The following is an 18,644-nucleotide window of genomic DNA, read 5'->3' as shown; positions in this document are numbered from 1 at the left end:
CAGTGACTATATCGCAACGAATTAGGTGTTTGTACTTGTTTTGTAACGATGGTTATTGGTTTTTGTCAGTCAGGGGAAACAGACTGTTTTAGTAAGTTTTGTTGGGATTCCCAGTCATTGAAAATCCCACAAAACTGTGTGCATAATTTGCGACACTTATCTTACAAGTCATACCATCATGTAAGGTGATGACAGCGGAAGATCCAGAATGCTTTGAGCAACATCTGAGAAGTGTTCTGTTTTGAAAATGCTGTGCTGAAGAATCGCGTGTATATCCCTGTGGTTTTGCTCGATAACACAGTCACAATAAAGAGCTGGAACTCCAGTGACTTTGTGAATATCAGAAATGATATCTCTACAGGTGAGTGCGATACCCGTTTTGCATCCCCAGAGTGTAGCGCGCAGCTCGGTTGAAATCGGTTCACCTCCCTGGCAGTCATTCCAGACTCGCTCCATTGTCGTATGAAGCAGCAGTCGCGCTGATTTCAGGCGGGTGATGCAGGAACCGATGGCGAGCTGAACGTGAGGACGTTCAATTAAGGGCGGTGTTGCACCGGATGTTCTGCTGGCTTCCGCCAATTCGATTAAACAATCAATCGTACTTTGGGCGGCTCCCAGACATATGGCTGCTCCCCCGGTACCCAGATTGATAAAAAACGGCAATCGGGCAGAAGGAGTATCGATATGTTTTTTATGGCTCCATAACCATGTGTGCTCTTTGGGAATCTCAATATCGTCGACAATAACATCATGGCTCCCCGTACCGCGCATACCGCTGACATTCCAGGTTTTCAGAATTTGACAGGATTCACGAGGTAGAAGCACCATTACTTTTTCTGGTGAACCGTTGTCAGCAAGAACAGGTTGGCTGTCCTTAACCAAAGTGCACATCAAGGTGATTTTGTTGGCAAGAGCACATCCGGACACCAGAGCCCAGCGACCGGAAATACGGTAACCATTTGGGGTTATTGTTGCTGTACCTGTCGGGCGGGTGGAATTGGCATAAATATTCGCCGGATCATTGAAAAGCTCATTCCCTATTTCAGGGGGGAAGTACCAGCTGGCCATGGAAACCAGCTGATTATTCCACATAACCCAGGACGCCGAAGGATCGGCCCATGCCAGCTGCTCATAAACCTTGAGGTTATCAACCGGATGATTTTCCAGTCCGCCAAGAGCCTTGGGCAGCATAAGCTGATTAAGACGTTGCTCAATGAGTTTTTTGACAACATTGTCAGTTAACTGGCAGGCTTTTTCCGCTTCAAGACGGGAGGCGCGGATCAGCGGAGAAAGGCTTTCTGCGGCATGGACAGGTGAGAGTTGTTTCGCCATTTATCTCTATTCTAATCATCCAGAAAATTCTGATTAGAATAGGCAAGGGTTGGAATGTTCGCCCTGTGTTCAAAGGGCGAACAGCATTATCAATTCTCGAAGTGTGCGCGAAGAGCTTCAACGCGCTTCCGGTTAACCTTGAAATCGTAGTAGCCGGTTCTGGAGGCCGAGCGAACATCAACCATGCCGTTTGACTGGATTACCAATGTCAGATCATCAACAAACCCCATCATTCGGGAGCTGAATTCCGCCTTGATGATGTTTCCTTCATTTTGGGTAACTACTGTTCTTGGCGAATTCTCCAGCCAGACTAACAGACGATCACGAATGGCTGTTGTATCCTGCCCTTGAAAATCTAATGGGGCGATAAAATGATCTTCCTGAGCCTCACTGCTCACACAGTTCGGGCTGCTTGGGCAGTCCATAGGTGGGGTTTCTTCTGCCCTAACAGTTGTAGTGAGAGAGCATGAGAGAAGAATTGCCCCGATGAAACCTTTGGCATGCTTTGAGCGCTGAAACATAAGACTGCCTTTTTATTTTTGAATATTATGCCATTTGCAGGTACGACTTTGCCTGAAAAATCAGAAAAAGAGAAAACTATGCTGACAGTATCAGAACTCGCCGTTTACCCCATGAAATCCTGCCGCCAGCTTACCGCAGACAGCTGGAAAGTTGATAGTTTTGGTTTTGCTGGGGATCGCCGTTGGGTTGTTGTTGATAGTGAAACCGGAACTTTTGTCAGCCAGCGTACTCATCCGCAGATGGTAAAAATTATCTGTTTGCCAACGATTGGTGGTATTTCTCTGAGTCACCCAGAGAAGGGAAGTATTGAAGCTGTTGCACCAGAAGCTGAAAACATTGTTCAAGCAACCGTTTGGGATGATACCTGTGATGCTTTGGATGCCGGTGAAGAAGCCGCCAATTGGTGTAGTGAGGTGATTGGTAAGCCTTGTCGTCTGGTTTATATGCCAGACTCCACCTTCCGGCAGGTTGATCGTAAATATGCTGAGGAAGGCGTGCGAGCAAGTTTTGCTGACGGTTTTCCTTTCCTGATCATATCTGAGGGTTCCCTCGAGTTGTTGAACAGTAAGCTGGACAACGCTGTTCCTATGAAACGTTTCCGCCCCAATATTGTGATTAAAGGCTGTGAACCCCATGCAGAAGATAACTGGAAACGTATCCGTATCGGCGGCATAGAATTTTCCGGTGTAAAGCTGTGTACCCGTTGTGTTATGACCACTGTTAATACAGAAACGGCAGAAAAATCCCCAGAACCCCTTCGAACGCTGGCGAAATATCGTCGTTTTAATAAGAAAGTGATTTTTGGGCAGAATATGATTCATCATGGAACCGGGGTGATTTCTAAAGGAATGTCCGTAGAAATTCTGGAATAGCGGGATATATTTCTGTTATCTCTGGATTGCGGTATATCCCTATGTGGAATGTTGTAATGCAGGTTGTATAAATGCCGCAAATTTGTAGAAGGATTGATCATATGTCTGATCTTCTCAACCTGAAACCGGCTGCTCTCTGGACCCACTTCCAGAATATCTGCAACATTCCACACCCTTCCGGTGAAGAAGAAGCTGTACGTCAGTACGCTCTCGCGTTTGCTGCTAAGCATGGACTGGAAGCAGAAACTGATGAAGCGGGTAACGTGGTTATCCGCAAGCCTGCCACTCCTGGTTTTGAAAACCGTGTTGGTGTGATTCTGCAGGGCCACCTGGATATGGTTCCTCAGAAGAATGCTGATACCGAGCATGATTTCAGCAAAGATCCTATTCAGGCTTATGTTGATGGTGAGTGGGTGAAAGCCCGAGGCACTACTCTGGGTGCTGACAATGGCATCGGTATGGCTGCTGCTCTGGCTGTTCTGGAAGATAAAGAACTGCAACACGGCCCAGTTGAAGCGTTGTTCACCATTGATGAAGAACGTTCCATGGTGGGTGCGGAAGAACTGAAAGCTGGCTGGCTGCAGGGTAAAATCCTGCTGAACCTAGATACTGAAGAAGAAGGCGAACTGTACGTTGGCTGTGCCGGTGGCGTAGATGCTATTGCTGAAGCGGCTTACGCTGAAGAAACTGCTGAAGCTGGTATGAACTGGCTGAGCCTGGAAGTTAAAGGCCTGAAGGGTGGTCACTCCGGTTGCGATATCCATCTGCAGCGCGGTAATGCCAACAAGATTATGGTTAACCTGCTGAAAGCTCTCCAGGCTGTTGGCGCGCGTGTTGCCAGCATCAATGGTGGCAGCCTGTCTAACGCGATTCCTCGTGAAGCTTTCGCCGTTGTTGCCGCTCCTGCTGGCAAGGCTGAAGAAGTTGCAGCAATTGTTGACGAGCAGCTGTCCATCGCCCGTAACATTCTGGCAGAAACTGATGCTGGTGTTGTGATCACTGCGACGGCTACTGACGCTGGTGAAAAAGTGATGGCTCAGGCTGACCAGCAGAAGTGGCTGGATCTGTTCCACGTTATTCCTAACGGCGTTGACCGTATGAGCGAAAGCGTGGAAGGTGTTGTAGAAACTTCCAACAACTTCGCCATCATGACCGTAACCGCAGGCAAGATCGGCGTACACTGCTTTGCCCGTTCCCTGGTAGACAGCGCCACTTCCGAAATGGGTGAGCGTCTGATCGGCCTGATGCGTTTAGCTGGTATGGAAGCTCGTCTGGAAGGTCAGTTCCCAGGCTGGCAGCCAAACATAGACTCCGCGATCCTCGCGTCCATGAAGGAAACCTACGAATCCCTGTACGGCAAGATTCCTGAAGTGAAGGTTATTCACGCTGGTCTGGAATGTGGTCTGCTGGGCAGCAAGTACCCTGAGTGGGATATGCTTTCCATTGGCCCAACCATCTGCTTCCCTCACTCCCCAGATGAGAAAGTAGAAATCAACAGCGTTGAAAAATTCTGGAGCCTGCTGAGCGAAGCTCTGGCTCGAGTACCTGTTGCGGAATAATTTCTACTTATTCTGTCGCATTAAATAAGCCGGCATTTTTGCCAGCTTATTTTTATCATTATTGAAATTTCAATAATGCCCTCAACCAAGAGCAGAAGCGATAAAAAGCCCCTAACCTGAGTGAAGGAATTATAAAAATGAATGGAATTCATAATGAGAACCTTTCTCACGGCTGTTGGCCAAGCTGCTGCTATTACTTCAGCCGCGCTGTCGATTTTTGCGGCGCACGCTACACCAGTTGATACAGTATCCCTGGCTGCAGGCGAACGTTGCTTCTCTTTTACGGAAAAAGTTTGGCAGTTTAAGGCCAAAAGCGACAGCCAGTCTCCAAGGCCTGTTGAAGATAACGAACTGCTCTTAGCAACCTCGATACAAGGGGAGTCAACGAAGATGGGGGCCGCATTCCTGAGCCGGCTTCCTAGGCCTCCCTTTGAGTTATCCTTCGAAATGCGCAGCGCATCTAACAGTCGATATGGGAGCGCAAATACGAGGCTGAATGTTTTTTTCTCCAATAGGAAAATAGGGGATATCGATCCTTTTAAAACCTACCCGCCAATCTTAGAGGCTGGTCATGGCCTGGAATTGAGTTCTGCCCGGTATCCTTTCACAACAGATCCTGCGGTTTTTGGTTTTGCCGGAAAGTGGGCCTATCCAGGCTCTCTTAAGACAAACAACTGGGTTAAGGTTTCGCTCACTGTACTCAATAATCAGGCGATTGTGTGGCTTGATGGCACACCTTTATTTCGTTCAGAGTCAGACAACACGCAGTTGAAAGTGGGCGGGTTTTCTGGAAGAGCCAACTCTGCCAGTGAAATCAGGGTGAAGAATGTGTGCTTACGAAAAGCCCTTAAACCTCCAGTGCTTCACGCACGCACACCATTGCATCCAGACAATAGTGTTCCTGAATCTCTGGTTGTTAATTCGAAAACATCACTCAAAATCGAAGATGCCCTTGATGCTGAAGAGTTTTGTCCTCAAATTTGTGGGCGGGTGACACCGTGGAATGGTCGTTGGGGGGCGTGGGTTCCCGGATCAGGGTGGAAACCCTATGGTGAGAGTAGCTGTGAATGCCGCATCAGCCCTTTGCGCAGTGTGACCGGAGACTATAGTCAGGAGAGTACTCCTGCTGGCGCGTATAACTTTGTTCTGAAGAATCAAACCGAATTCACCCGAACGATAGCGACGGGGCGTTGTATTAAAGCCTGTCGTTTTCAGGGCATGTACTGGTCGGGATTATGGTGGCAGACAGAGCAGCCGGAATACAAAGTATGTCAGTGTGAAATGTAAGCTTGATATTCCCTGTGACCATACCAGAGCCTGTTAAGAATGACTGTTAGCGTATTTGATCTTTTTAAAGTGGGTCTTGGGCCTTCGAGTTCCCATACAGTCGGGCCAATGTTGGCGGCTTTCCAGTTTGCTTCTGAATTGTCTGATGCCAACGTGGCTTCATTACGAGTGACTCTTTATGGTTCGCTTGCTCTCACCGGGATAGGGCATGGTACAGATCGTGCCGTTACCCTGGGGTTGGCTGGCTGTCACCCGGAAACAACCCAGCCAGATCAAGCCAATATATTGTGGCACGGTATCTGTCAGTCTAATGAGCTGAAGTTGTCACAAGGTTGTATGGTGGCTTTTGATCCGAATGCAGATATTGTTTTTGAAGGTCAACCTCTGCCCGAACACCCTAATGGTGTGAAATTTGAGGCCATGACTGCGGATAATCAACCGATTGCCTCACAAGTTTATTTTTCTGTAGGTGGCGGCTTTATTGTTTCAGCTGAGGAGTGGGATAAGCCAACAGCTCCTCAAGAACAGTCCGCAGCTCCTTATCCTTTTTCTTCTGCTGAACAATTGCAGCAATTGTGTGAGCAGAATCGATTGTCTATTGCCGAGCTGGTGATGGCTAATGAATGTGCTGACAGTCATGATGTTAATGAGCGCCTGGATGCCATCTGGCTAGCTATGGAGTCTTGTATACAGCGAGGCTACAGCACTTCAGGTGTGCTGCCTGGAGGCTTGGGCGTAGAGCGCAGGGCTCCGGAATTATACCTTCGCTGGCAAAAAGAGAATGCTGGTAAAGATCCCTTGCAGGTTATGGATTGGGTGAATGTCTGTGCGTTGGCGGTGAATGAGGAGAATGCTGCTGGCGGCCGGGTTGTGACTTCGCCAACGAATGGTGCTGCAGGGGTGATACCTGCAGTTATTGCGTTTCACAAGCAATATGACCGGGAAGCGAGTACGGAAACTATTCGTCAGTTTCTGCTGGCTGCCGCCGCTATAGGAATGCTCTATAAAAAGAATGCATCCATATCTGCGGCCGAAGTAGGTTGTCAGGGGGAAATCGGCGTGGCGTCCTCTATGGCTGCGGCCGGGCTTGCGGCAGTGTGGGGCGGTTCGGTAGCTCAGGTAGAAAATGCCGCAGAAATAGCTATGGAGCATCATCTGGGGATGACTTGTGACCCTGTTGCCGGGTTGGTGCAGGTGCCCTGTATTGAACGTAATTCTATGGGCGCGGTAAAAGCTATTAATGCTGCGCGGCTGGCTGTGAGCGGTGATGGGCGGCACCGGGTATCATTGGATCAGGTGATTGCCACCATGTATCAGACCGGGAAAGATATGCAGGACAGGTATAAAGAAACTTCTCTGGGAGGGCTGGCGGTTAATGTCGTTTATTGCTGACGTACGTACCATTTATGAGAAAAGAGTGCTTTTTATCGATTTTTTTGCCCAAATGGGCTGACTTATTGTTTTGAAAGTGTATAATCCCGCGGCTCCTACACATCAAAATATCACTCCAAAATTGAATCCCGCACAGAAAGATATTGTCCAAGAGGTAAATCCAATGGAAACGCTCAGCATGGGCGGACGTTTCTTCAAAAGTGAAGAGCTCGAGCTGATTGAGCAGCGTCGGCTGGAAGCGCTTCTGGAAATCACCACGAAGCACAGTGAAGAAGTTCAATCCCTAAAGAGTCAAATTGAAACGGCCGACCAGAAATTTGCTAAGGCTGGCAATCAAATTAAAGGACTCGACAAAGAAATTAAGGTTCTCCGTGAACAGAACCCTGATCGCATGAAGAAGCAGATTAAGCGTCTTCAAGAGCAGAACAGGGATATGACTGCTGAGAACAAAGCCCTCAAGAGCAAGCAGAAGCAGTTACAGCAGCAACTGGACGCTGCCAAGCTGGATCTGGACAAGCTCAAGGCAGAAGCTGAAGAGAAAGAAGCGGAAACCGCTTAATAATCTGACGCTGACATTGGCCCCGGGAAAGCCTGTTATTCAAACTTGTTTGATCTTTGCAGGATTTCCTGATGTGCCAGTCGATAAAGGTTAGCGTTTATCGCACTAACCTTTATTGTTTTCAAGTTGAGTTTTTTTAAATTGCAACTTTGTGTTTTGGTTGCTGAAATAGTAAGTCGTTTTTCTATAATTTTGTCTGCCCAGGCAAAATACCTTCCCAATTTCTCTCCTTATTTTTCTTTTTGAAGATTCAGGCGTTCTCTGCTTATTGTATTGCATGGTTATTTAGTTTTCTTTGAATCCTGATGCTTGCTAGATGCTGGCAATATTGTTGCCATTTATTGCATTTTTTCAGATTTTTCGGCCAGAAAAATTATTAACTTTATAAAAATATCATCTAATGAGGGGCTGGCGTTCCGTTCGAAGTGGGTAATACTTACTCCCGCCAGTGTGATTGATGTCCCCCTACTATCGCACTGGCGAGGTCAGCTAATGACCTTGGTACTTTTGGATTGTGTACCGTTTCACTCTATGGTCTTGGCCGGTGATGCTTCCCCCAGCGCACCGGTTCTTTTTTCCGGCATTGAGTGAGGCTTGAATCTGTGCGTTAAGAGTTTTGAAAACGCTGATAGAGAAGGGCTTTAAACTTTATTTAAGGCTGATTTTTTACCAGTGTTATCAAGGTCTTGATATGGTCTTGGCCGGTGCCGCTTCCCCCAGCGCACCGGTTCTTTTTTATGTGGTTTTACAAATAGGAAGGCTGTTCCATTGTGTCGTGTATTTTGGGGAAAGGTATTCCTGTTTCATATGCCAGCGTTTTTGGTTCAGGCCTGTGGCTGCAGAATGCAAATGATTGGCACCAAAGCGGCAATTAATCTTATCCATCACCTCCATTAATGGATCGGTCGAGTTATTGGAACTGTCGTTAAAAAACAGGTCTTCTTGAATAATGTCCTTGCTGCCTATATCCATCAGTAAAAAACCGGCCTTTCTATAAATAAGCCCGTCCCGGTAAATGGCTTCTACACCTTTTCTTGCCAGGTGTTGCCATGTTTGTGAGCTGTCTGTAGGGCGTGGGCTTTGTAAAGTGATTGACCCGGTGTATTGGTTCTGATCTTCCCGGAAGGGATCAGTGCGGATAAACAGCTGCGCCAGAGACGTTGATTTGTTTTGCTGGCGCATCTTCTCACAGGCTCTGGCAGCAAATGTGGCTGTTGCTTCGTGGATTTCGGCTTTGGTGGTCACTCCCATTCCAAAAGAGCGGCTGCACATAATTGTATGTTTGTTGCCGTCGCTATCATCATCCCATGGCAGGCAACTTTCTCCCTGGAGTTCGCGAACAACTCGCTCAACCGTGACGGAAAATTTTTTGCGAATATGGGATGGGTTCTGGCTGGCTAAATCGAGAGCCGTGATAATTCCTGTCTCTTTTAAGTTGCGCGTTAGTCGCCGGCCAATTCCCCAGATTTCCTCAATTGGTGTCAAGGCCATAAGTTTTTGCTGTCGAAGGGGAGAGGTAAGATCAACAACGCCTGCGGTAGCGGGATAGTGTTTGGCTGCATAATTGGCAAGCTTGGCCAGGACTTTGGTAGTGGATATCCCAACGCCAATGGGGAGTCCGGTCCATTGTCCGACTCTTTGTCGGATTTCTCGCCCCTTTTGTTCCCAGCTGGATTCTTCAAACCCTTCGAAGCGGAGAAAGGCTTCATCGATGCTGTACGCCTCAACCTCGGGGGTAAACGATTCCAGCACGGACATAAAGCGATTAGACATGTCGCCATATAACGGATAATTGCTGCTTCTTATCGCCAGCTGGTTCTGGCGCATCAGGTGTTTGACCTGAAAAAAAGGGGTTCCCATAGCAATTCCCATTGCTTTCAGCTCTGGAGTGCGGGCAATTATGCAGCCGTCATTGTTAGATAGCACGCCTACGGGCTTTCCGGCCAGGTCTGGCTCAAAGACTCTGTGACAGCTGCAGTAAAAACTGTTGGCGTCGCAATGGGCGATAGCGGGTTTCACAGGTGTTATCTCAGAGAGTGGATGGCGTGAATCACAACTCCCCATACATCCAGCGTTTGACCATCTGAGAGTTGAATGGGGGAATAGGGTGGGTTGGCGCTGTGCAGCTCTATAGTATCTGCTTTTAGACTCAGTGTTTTGATGCATAGCTCGCCGTCAAGCAGCGCCATCACCACATCGCCATCTCTGGCCTTAAGAGATCGGTCAACAATCAGTACGTCCCCATCAAATATTCCTTTGCCCTGCATGGAGTTGCCCTGTGCCCGGGCAAAGAAAGTGGCGGCTGGGTGTGTGATCAGTAGATCATCCAGGGAGAGGGCTTTCTCCAGGTAATCTGCCGCTGGGCTGGGAAAGCCGCAGGCCGCGGGGGATTGATATAAAGGGTATTCCGCTCCTGAGCGGCGGGGAAGAATGATTTCTACTTTGAGCATTGTGACAACACTGAATACTGTTTTTATATACAGTATTGTTGTTTTGGAAGGCGACTGCAACCCATCTTGATAAACCCGAGAGCTTCTGCCTGCCGCAAGAGTTATTCCGTGAGGTGTTGAAGAAAGAATAATGCCACTCGTTTTCAGGCGAGTGGCATTATGTATTAACGGTGGCGCTTAGAGATTAATGCAGCTTTTAGCTGGCATCTTTCTCTGCCAGGTAGAGCCAGGTTTCCAGAACGCTGTCGGGGTTCAGGGATACGGTATCGATACCTTGCTCCATCAGCCATTTGGCCAGATCTGGATGGTCGGATGGCCCCTGGCCACAGATGCCAATATACTTGCCCGCCTTGCGACAAGCTTGTATTGCCATAGCCAGCAGTGCCTTCACTGCATCATTACGCTCATCAAATAGATGGGCAATAATGCCGGAGTCGCGGTCCAGGCCTAAGGTCAGCTGAGTCATATCGTTTGAGCCGATAGAGAAGCCATCGAAGTACTCAAGGAAAGACTCGGCCAGCAGGGCGTTGGCAGGTAGTTCACACATCATAATAACCCGCAGGCCATTTTCACCTCTGCGCAAGCCGTTGGTTGCCAGCAGATCAGAAACCTGGCGAGCCTCACCAACAGTGCGAACGAATGGCACCATGATTTCCACATTGGTCAGGCCCATTTCGTCGCGCACTCTGCGCATGGCGCGGCATTCCAGCTCAAAGCAGTCGCGGAATCCTTCGGAGATGTAGCGGGAGGCCCCGCGGAAGCCCAGCATTGGGTTTTCTTCCTCGGGCTCGTACAGGCTGCCGCCAATCAGGTTGGCATATTCGTTCGACTTAAAGTCGGAAAGGCGAACAATCACCTTGGCTGGGTAGAAGGCTGCCGCGATAGTGGAAACACCTTCGACCAGTTTGTCGACATAAAAATCTACCGGACTTTTGTATCCAGCCATGCGCTTATCAACGCTGGCGCGAATATCAACCGGCAGACTGTCATAATTAAACAGTGCTTTAGGGTGAACGCCAATCATGCGGTTGATAATGAATTCCAGGCGAGCCAATCCAACACCGTTATTTGGGATGGCAGCAAAGTCGAAGGCACGATCCGGGTTGCCGACATTCATCATCAGCTTGAACGGCAGTTCAGGCATGGAATCTACAGAATTGCTTTGAATATCGAAATTCAGCAGCCCTTCATAAATTAAGCCAGTGTCGCCCTCGGCGCAGGAGGCTGTAACATCCATGCCATCTTTCAGTTTTTCGGTTGCATCGCCGCAACCAACAACGGCTGGAATACCAAGCTCGCGGGCAATAATGGCCGCGTGGCAGGTACGGCCGCCACGATTGGTAACGATAGCTGCGGCACGCTTCATGATCGGCTCCCAATCGGGATCGGTCATATCTGTAACCAGAACATCGCCCGGCTCAACGCGATCCATCTCAGAAATATCGTGAATGATTTTCACGGTACCGCTGCCGATACGTTGGCCGATACTGCGGCCTTCGACCAGGACCTTGCCTTTTTCCTTAAGCAGGTAGCGTTCCATGGTACCGGCTGCACGGCTTTTTACTGTTTCCGGTCGAGCCTGCACAATGTAGATCTTGCCATCGTCACCATCTTTAGCCCACTCAATATCCATTGGGCGTTTATAGTGCTTCTCAATAATAAGCGCCTGACGAGCCAGGTCTTCAACTTCACTATCGCTGATTGAGAACTGGTTGCGTTCGGATTCATCAACATTCAGGGTTTGTACGGAGCGGCCCGCAGAAGAGTCATTGGTGTAAACCATCTTCAAGGCTTTGCTGCCAAGGTTGCGGCGCAGTACGGCAGGGCGGCCAGCTTCCAGAGTTGGCTTATGTACGTAGAATTCGTCAGGGTTTACGGCGCCCTGTACAACCATCTCACCAAGTCCGTAAGAGGAAGTGATAAAGACAGCATCACGGAAGCCTGATTCGGTATCCAGAGTAAACATAACGCCGGAGGATGCAGTTTCACTGCGCACCATTTTTTGAATGCCGGCAGACAGGGCGACATTGCGGTGATCGAAACCCTGGTGAACCCGGTAGGCGATAGCTCGATCATTAAACAGGGAGGCGAAAACTTCCTTTATCGCTACAAGAATATTCTCATAGCCGCGGATGTTCAGAAAAGTTTCCTGCTGCCCGGCAAAGGATGCATCAGGAAGGTCTTCTGCGGTTGCAGAAGAGCGAACAGCAACCGACAGGTTGTCATTGCCACCTTGCAGAGCTTCCCAGCTGGATTTAATTGCAACTTCCAATTCGGGCTGGAAGGGTTCATCAACGACCCATTTACGGATTTTAGCACCCGCCTCAGTCAGGGCATTTACATCATCAACATCCAGGGTATCCAGCAGAGCGTGAATGCGCTCATCCAGTCCGCTTTTTTCCAAAAAGTCACGATAAGCCTGAGCTGTTGTGGCAAAACCACCAGGAACAGAGACTCCGGCACCGGCAAGATTACTGATCATCTCGCCAAGGGATGCATTCTTACCCCCAACAATCTCGACATCATCGGCACCGAGCTTTTCAAGACCGATTACATAGGCTTCCAAAAGACACCCCCTTAAGAAAACAATCCCTGAACGATATTCGCTAAACAGAGATTCTTCTTTGCCCGCTTATGGGGCAAAAAAAATCAATTCTGCTTATTTAAAACCTTCCCAGAAGGAGTATTTCGCAACCCTGAATCCGGGCTGCTTACAATACCGGTTTCGGACGAATCCGAACAGGGGTGAACAAGTATAAACCGTACAAACAACCATGAGCGTGCAGGAGTTCTGCACAAAGGGGTCTTTGTCAGGTGTTGACAGTGCGCGTACTATACGTGCAGCCGCAGCAGGAAAAAATACCTGCCGTGTGAGTTTACGTGTATATGCCTAGGTGAGGGTTTAACTTTCCAACATGATCGAACAAAAAAGCCCAACAAGTGTTTTTTTTATCTCTGATGGCACCGGTATTACTGCCGAGTCGTTTGGTCAGAGCTTGCTGGCTCAGTTTGAGCATATTGAGTTCGAAAAAGTCACGCTTCCTTATGTTGATACGGTTGAAAAGGCTCATCAGGTTGTTGATGAAATTACCCGGGTCAGCAATAAAGGTGGCCCGCAGCCACTACTGTTCAGCACCATTATTGACGAATCTATTGCTTCGGTTATCCGGGAGGCACCGGCTTACCATGCCGATATTTTTGATACCTATATGCCATCCCTCGAGAATCAGCTGAACTCCCACGCAGTCCATAAAGTCGGGAAAAAGCGCTCCATTCATGGATCCAGCGGCAAATATAACCAGCGCATAGAGGCGGTACACTTTGCCATTGATAATGATGATGGGGCTAAAACCCGGTTCTATGACCAGGCCGATATCATTGTGATAGGTGTGTCCCGTTGTGGAAAAACGCCTACCTGCCTTTATATGGGGCTTCAGTTTGGCATACAGGCTGCTAACTACCCTATTACCGAAGATGACCTGGATATGATGCGTTTGCCTAAGGCCCTCAGGCCTTTTAAAAACAAATTATTCGGTTTGACTATCAGTCCTGAACGTTTGTCTGCAATCAGGCACGAGCGCCGCCCCAATAGTCGTTACTCGTCGCCCAGGCAATGCGCTCTGGAACTGCACGAAGTTGAGCAGATGTTTCAGCAGAACAATATTCCGTACCTTGATACCACCCATTATTCCGTTGAGGAGATATCAACCCGGATTATTGCTCAGACAGGCATTGAACGACGTGTGAAATAAGAATATAAAATTCTCGTAACCTATTGATTTGCAATCACTCTGTCTATATTATTCACCGCGTTCTCGGCGAGTTAGCAAAGCGGTTATGCAGTGGACTGCAACTCCATTTAGACCGGTTCGATTCCGGTACTCGCCTCCAAATTTAAAAAGCCAGCCTAAGTGCTGGCTTTTTTTATGCCCAAAGAAACAGAAAAACACCTAATGGTCCATTAGATAGAAGAAATTGCCAGTCTAGACTCTTTAGCTAGACTGAACAGGCATAACCAACTACTCAAAATGGATGTCCTTTGTCGAATACACCAGCGTCCACTTTCCTGGATCAGTATGGGAAGTTTATGAGGTTTCTTGTGCCGTCGGCACTGGGTGTTTGTCTGTTCCTTATCCCTTTTAACAGTGGAAGGGGGCCAACAGTTCTTATTGGCATTATTGGTTATTCCATACTGGACATTATCAGCCAATGGCTTCCTTTTCTGGTTGTATTTGTGCTCACTGTTTCCGCTGCTGGCTCTTTAATTTCCCGCTATTTTGAGCCTGGTTTTATCCATAACAATAAATTACTGCGGTCTCTCCTCGATACTTCTCTTTTCTGGATGCTTGTGCGTGTTGTCTCTGCCGCTCTGGGAATTATGACATTAGGGCAAATAGGGCCTGAATGGTTATGGGGGATGGAGACGGGCGGCCTGGTATTATTTCAACTATTAAGCGTACTCTTTATATTTTTCCTGCTGGCTGGGCTGTTTCTTCCTTTCTTACTGGATTATGGATTAGTAGAACTTATTGGTGCTTTTCTCCATAAAATCCTCAAGCCGGTTTACCGAATTCCTGGAAGTAGTGGGGTGGACATCATTGCTTCTCTGCTAGGGGATGGAACAGTTGGAACGTTGATTACGGCCAGGCAGTACGAGAATGGTTACTACACCGCCCGTGAAGCTGCGGTGATTGCATCAACTTTTTCCATTGTCTCTATTTCATTTTGCGTTGTGGTGGTGAACTTTGTTGGTTTGTCCCATATGTTTCCCTACTTCTATCTGACAGTAATCTGTACATGCCTGATTATTGCCCTGATCCTCCCCAGGATATGGCCTCTGACCTCTATTCCGGACAGTTATCACCCACAGTCACAGCGTTCAAAAAATACAGAGAAGCATGAATCCTTTCCTGGTGTATCCGGCGCCATCAGGCTTGCTGTTGAAAAAGCCCATGTTGCCCCTGATATGAAAACTCTGCTGAAGAAAGGGCTTAACAATGCGCTGGATATTTGGTTTGTGTTCATGCCCATCATTATGGCCATTGCCACTCTGGGCTTGATCATTGGTCAGGAAACCAGTGTTTTCAGCTGGCTGGGAGCGCCCATGGTGCCGGTGCTGGAGTGGATGGGCATTCCTGAAGCTCAAAAGGCAGCCCCGGCTGTTTTCCTTGGTTTTGCGGATATGTTTTTACCGGCAGCGGTCTGCGCCCAGATTGACAGTGAAATGACTCGCTTTGTGATTACTGCGCTTTCCATTGCTCAGCTTATTTATATGTCTGAAGTGGGTGTATTGATTATGCGCTCATCCATTCCTTTGAACTTCTTCCAGCTATTGTGTCTTTTCCTTATCAGAACGGCGCTGGCTCTGCCTATTATTGTGCTTTTTGCCCGCTATTATTTTCTATGATCTTACATTCTTAACTCGGGTATGATGGGTCTTCGCTCACAATAATTAGAACAGTGTGAAGATCATGAACGGATTCTTTAAAGACAAAACCCGCCCGCTTGTTTTGGGGCACAGAGGTGTTCCTCTTGCTCACCAGGAAAATACCATGGCTGGCTTTCGCAAAGCAGTAGAGCTGGGTTGCGATGGTGTTGAGCTGGACGTGTTTGCCACACGGGATGACAAGGTTGTGGTGTTTCACGATGAAGACCCCGAGCGCCTGACTGGAGCCAGTGGCTCTATCACTGACATGACCTGGGATGAAATCTCTCAACTACGGGTCAAGCGTAGAATTGCACAAGACGAAACCGGGGATGTTTTTCGGACCTATCCTGGAGAAGAGCGCATCCCTCTGCTTGAAGAGGTTCTCGAAGAGTTCTCAGATAAGTTATTGATTAATGTTGAGATGAAAGCCTACAGGCCCATGTGGAGCCGTCGAAGAACCGGCAGACTTGTGGCTGATGTTATACAGAAAACAGAGAGCTCAGACAGAGTTATTTCTACTTCGTTTGATTTCTTTATGTTGCGAGATCTGGAAAAACGCATGCCTGCTATCCATAGCGGTTTTGCCTATGATGATGCCATTGTTGATGCTTTAAAAAAGTGGACATCAAGATTGCCTGAATTTGATAGTGAAATTGCTGATGCTGCTGGCAATCAAAACCATCTTTCTTTTCTGAATATGTTGCTTGAGTTAAATGCTGTAGGCCGGTTTGTTGGATCATCTCTAGTGGGTGCTGAGCATAACTTAATTGACTCTGATACTGTTCAGAAGTTCCATGAGCGTGAGATGTTGGTTGGAGCTTATACCCTCTATCCCCTTGATACGCGTACAGTTTCCGATCCATCTCTGGATCAGGATGAAGAAGCCAGAAGGCTGGCAAATTGTGGTGTTGACTGGATTGAAACCGATGATCCTGAACGGTTGGCTGAATTACTGAACAGTTCTTTGGAAGGGAATTAACGAATAGGGCTGTAACATTTTCTAACGAATCAAAAGTGGAACTTTAATCCTTTCTTTTTACTCATAGGTGGCACTATCAATCCTGGTGAGGTGCTGTCTGTGACTCCTTTCGCGATCATTCGCCTTTGGTTTTGCTGTGTGCTTTCGCTGGTATGTCTGGGTATTGGCCATGCCCGTGCTGATGTTATGTGGAAGGACTGTATCGTCCCTGAAAATATGTATGTCACTAAGAGTGACAGCAAGGCCAATTACGCGAAGATGAAGGGAAGTATGGAGGAGTTGGATCGCCAGATAGAAGAAATGGATATGGATCTTAGCTTCTATGGTGAGGATGCATGGTATTCGGGGCCTGATGCATGGGATTTTGCCAAGCAAAGATTTCTGTACAACCACCCAACGCCACGCATTTCATTCTTTGCTCTTATTGTGGACCCTCATAGCAAGAATATCTCTCTGATGGTGACCAGTGAACACCAGACAAAGGATTATGATTGGGTCACTGATAACCAGGTTTTCGTTGATGGTAAAAATAATCAGTACGCCGACTTTCGATGTAGCGGCTCAGTTATACAGCTTACCTGGAATGGCCGGGACTATGATGGCAGAGATGTTAATCAGAATAGTTTTCTTAACGAATTCTTTGACTCTGCCCAGGGACAACTGACGGCAAAGCTTGAAAGCTATATTAACGGCGAAACAGGGCAAGAGTTTTATCTTCTTCGGGTTGCCCAACTGAAAAATTCTTACCCTTATTCTGGGTATTATGGATCGATGTCCAGATACAACAAAAGAAATCGACAGGGAGTATCACCTTATATTCATAGGTTTAAGTACAAGTACAAACCAGAAGAACCCTCCTGCGATTTTGGTTCGCCCAGTTGCCTGATGCCCATGCTAAAGCCTGGCTACGACCCAATCGACAGAACCAGAACCAGCCATGATGCAGCCAAACTTGATTATGACGAGTATGAAACCTCATCTCAGAACAACCTGAAAGATCATTTGCCTGTCGCCATTCATACTGTCAGAGCGCATTTGAGCAAAATCAGAACAGAGTTGAGATCACTGTCATTAAAGTTTTCCCGGAATGCGTTTCAGGGAAAGGCTCCCCATGAACGAATCAACGAATTAGACCGGGCCCAGCGCATTGTTAATGAAGCCGATATGTCTGTGGCAAGCGGTTTGCGGGAAAAAGGCAGCGACAGGGATGTGCACTTCAAAGCGGCTGGTGATCAGTTGATCGAACTTGAAGCGTTAATTGGCAGCAATGAAGATATTGCTGTTAACACGTCCGGTGGTATTGGTGAGGTCGTTGGGGAGGCGTATGAAGCCAAGGTGAAGATTGCCATTATCAAACGAATGGTAACTACTTTGGAGACGGCCCGTATCAATGCAGTCATGAAGCGACAGCCCGTTAATGAAGCAGAAATAAGAAAATCGAAGATTGATTCCCGGGTTATTGATATCCGCGAGCTAAATACTCTGATGGGCCATAAAGATGAAGAGGGAGAGCAGAAAGAAGAATACGACAATTCGGGGGATCTTCCGTTGGAAGATGATCTGATATTGGAATATGCCCAGCAGGGAGATGATGAACAAGGCTGCCTTATGACCGGCAATCAGATTGCCCAATATGCAGCTAAGAGATCAGATAACCGTTTTGGATTTTACACGGGCGTGGAGGTGCGGGTATCAAATGCTTCCTCCAAACCCATGGTCTTTCTCCAGTCCACAAATACTCCCTGGACCTGGTTCTGGCAGCAGGCGGGTAGGGATTACCAGATTCCTGAATCGGACGTCTGGTGCAGGGGAGCCCTTTTTGGTGTTGATCATGTCAGTCGAGGTCTGGATTCTGGAATTTTAAGAATTACAGTTCGAGGTGTGTACGATAATGTGCGTAAGGAAATTTATGTAGGTAGCATGTGGAGTGTCTGGAATGCAAGCTGGTCAATGGCGTATTTTCAGAGTGCTCTGAGTTTTATTACGCCAATTGGTACTATGGCAGCCAGCGGACTTCTGGCAGCCAGCCTGGGCAGCCCATTGCTGGGGGTGACTCTTGCGGCGGCGAATGTCTTTCTTGCGGGAATGGCACCCTATGCACCTCCTGAGGTCAAGTTCGCTCAGGGACAGGCCGTTGATCATTTCATATCGAAATATATGTTTATGGGAGACCGCTATTACAACGGAAACATGAACATGACCTACTACAGCTCGTTTGGCACACTGGAGTCGAAGGGAAATATTCACTGATAACTGTTTTTTGC

At 47.8% G+C, this 18,644-nt stretch carries 14 protein-coding genes and 1 tRNA gene; 10 read left to right on the top strand and 5 right to left on the bottom strand.

The annotated features are described in order from the left end of the window. Positions 1 to 168 precede the first annotated feature (168 nt). Entirely contained in the window at positions 169 to 1,332 is a 1,164-nt protein-coding gene (locus ACY2RR_RS10765) for an acyl-CoA dehydrogenase family protein (RefSeq protein WP_490108146.1), read from the bottom strand. 89 nt (positions 1,333 to 1,421) lie between these two features. Next, positions 1,422 to 1,853 carry a DUF1499 domain-containing protein gene (locus ACY2RR_RS10760; RefSeq protein WP_490108145.1) on the bottom strand — a complete coding sequence of 144 codons (432 nt, stop codon included), beginning with the start codon at positions 1,851 to 1,853 and terminating at the stop codon, positions 1,422 to 1,424. Positions 1,854 to 1,931: 78 nt separating this feature from the next. On the opposite strand from ACY2RR_RS10760, the gene ACY2RR_RS10755 reads away from it, so the two are divergent. The 5 genes from ACY2RR_RS10755 (at position 1,932) to ACY2RR_RS10735 (ending at position 7,523) form a co-directional block, all read left to right on the top strand. Then, a complete protein-coding gene (locus ACY2RR_RS10755) occupies positions 1,932 to 2,726 on the top strand; it encodes an MOSC domain-containing protein (protein ID WP_490108144.1) in 795 nt (264 codons plus the stop codon). A gap of 101 nt (positions 2,727 to 2,827) precedes the next feature. Continuing rightward, on the top strand, positions 2,828 to 4,285 hold the full coding sequence (locus ACY2RR_RS10750) for an aminoacyl-histidine dipeptidase (RefSeq protein ID WP_490108143.1): 1,458 nt from the start codon (positions 2,828 to 2,830) through the stop codon (positions 4,283 to 4,285). A 153-nt stretch (positions 4,286 to 4,438) separates the two neighbouring features. Next, entirely contained in the window at positions 4,439 to 5,572 is a 1,134-nt protein-coding gene (locus tag ACY2RR_RS10745) for a hypothetical protein (RefSeq protein ID WP_490108142.1), read from the top strand. Between the two features lie 39 nt (positions 5,573 to 5,611). After that, complete coding sequence (locus ACY2RR_RS10740) at positions 5,612 to 6,964, top strand: L-serine ammonia-lyase (RefSeq protein ID WP_490108141.1); 1,353 nt, start codon at positions 5,612 to 5,614, stop codon at positions 6,962 to 6,964. A 163-nt stretch (positions 6,965 to 7,127) separates the two neighbouring features. Beyond that, entirely contained in the window at positions 7,128 to 7,523 is a 396-nt protein-coding gene (locus ACY2RR_RS10735; protein ID WP_490108140.1) for a hypothetical protein, read from the top strand. Between the two features lie 735 nt (positions 7,524 to 8,258). Here the strand turns inward: ACY2RR_RS10735 and ACY2RR_RS10730 are convergent. The 3 genes from ACY2RR_RS10730 to ppsA all read right to left on the bottom strand — a co-directional run bounded on the left by ACY2RR_RS10730 (position 8,259) and on the right by ppsA (position 12,539). Further along, positions 8,259 to 9,587 carry a Y-family DNA polymerase gene (locus ACY2RR_RS10730; RefSeq protein WP_490108139.1) on the bottom strand — a complete coding sequence of 443 codons (1,329 nt, stop codon included), beginning with the start codon at positions 9,585 to 9,587 and terminating at the stop codon, positions 8,259 to 8,261. Then, positions 9,548 to 9,973, bottom strand: coding sequence for a LexA family protein (locus ACY2RR_RS10725; protein ID WP_490108138.1), 426 nt, complete (start codon positions 9,971 to 9,973; stop codon positions 9,548 to 9,550). The genes ACY2RR_RS10730 and ACY2RR_RS10725 overlap by 40 nt, the downstream gene beginning before the upstream one ends. Before the next feature lie 196 nt (positions 9,974 to 10,169). Beyond that, entirely contained in the window at positions 10,170 to 12,539 is a 2,370-nt protein-coding gene (gene ppsA / locus ACY2RR_RS10720) for a phosphoenolpyruvate synthase (protein ID WP_490108137.1), read from the bottom strand. Between the two features lie 349 nt (positions 12,540 to 12,888). Here ppsA and ppsR point away from each other — a divergent pair, with 349 nt between their 5' ends. The 5 genes from ppsR to ACY2RR_RS10695 all read left to right on the top strand — a co-directional run bounded on the left by ppsR (position 12,889) and on the right by ACY2RR_RS10695 (position 18,630). Beyond that, entirely contained in the window at positions 12,889 to 13,725 is an 837-nt protein-coding gene (gene ppsR / locus ACY2RR_RS10715) for a posphoenolpyruvate synthetase regulatory kinase/phosphorylase PpsR (protein WP_490108136.1), read from the top strand. Between the two features lie 65 nt (positions 13,726 to 13,790). Then, positions 13,791 to 13,864: transfer RNA gene (locus ACY2RR_RS10710), tRNA-Cys, on the top strand. A 148-nt stretch (positions 13,865 to 14,012) separates the two neighbouring features. Further along, positions 14,013 to 15,380 carry a YjiH family protein gene (locus ACY2RR_RS10705; protein WP_490108135.1) on the top strand — a complete coding sequence of 456 codons (1,368 nt, stop codon included), beginning with the start codon at positions 14,013 to 14,015 and terminating at the stop codon, positions 15,378 to 15,380. A gap of 64 nt (positions 15,381 to 15,444) precedes the next feature. Then, complete coding sequence (locus tag ACY2RR_RS10700; protein WP_490108134.1) at positions 15,445 to 16,380, top strand: glycerophosphodiester phosphodiesterase; 936 nt, start codon at positions 15,445 to 15,447, stop codon at positions 16,378 to 16,380. A gap of 99 nt (positions 16,381 to 16,479) precedes the next feature. Beyond that, positions 16,480 to 18,630: a hypothetical protein gene (locus ACY2RR_RS10695; RefSeq protein WP_490108133.1), complete on the top strand. Its 2,151-nt coding sequence runs from the start codon at positions 16,480 to 16,482 to the stop codon at positions 18,628 to 18,630. Positions 18,631 to 18,644 lie beyond the last annotated feature (14 nt).

The organism is Parendozoicomonas sp. 2304DJ65-17 (assembly GCF_058148445.1).
This window is presented reverse-complemented; position numbering and strand designations above follow the sequence as displayed.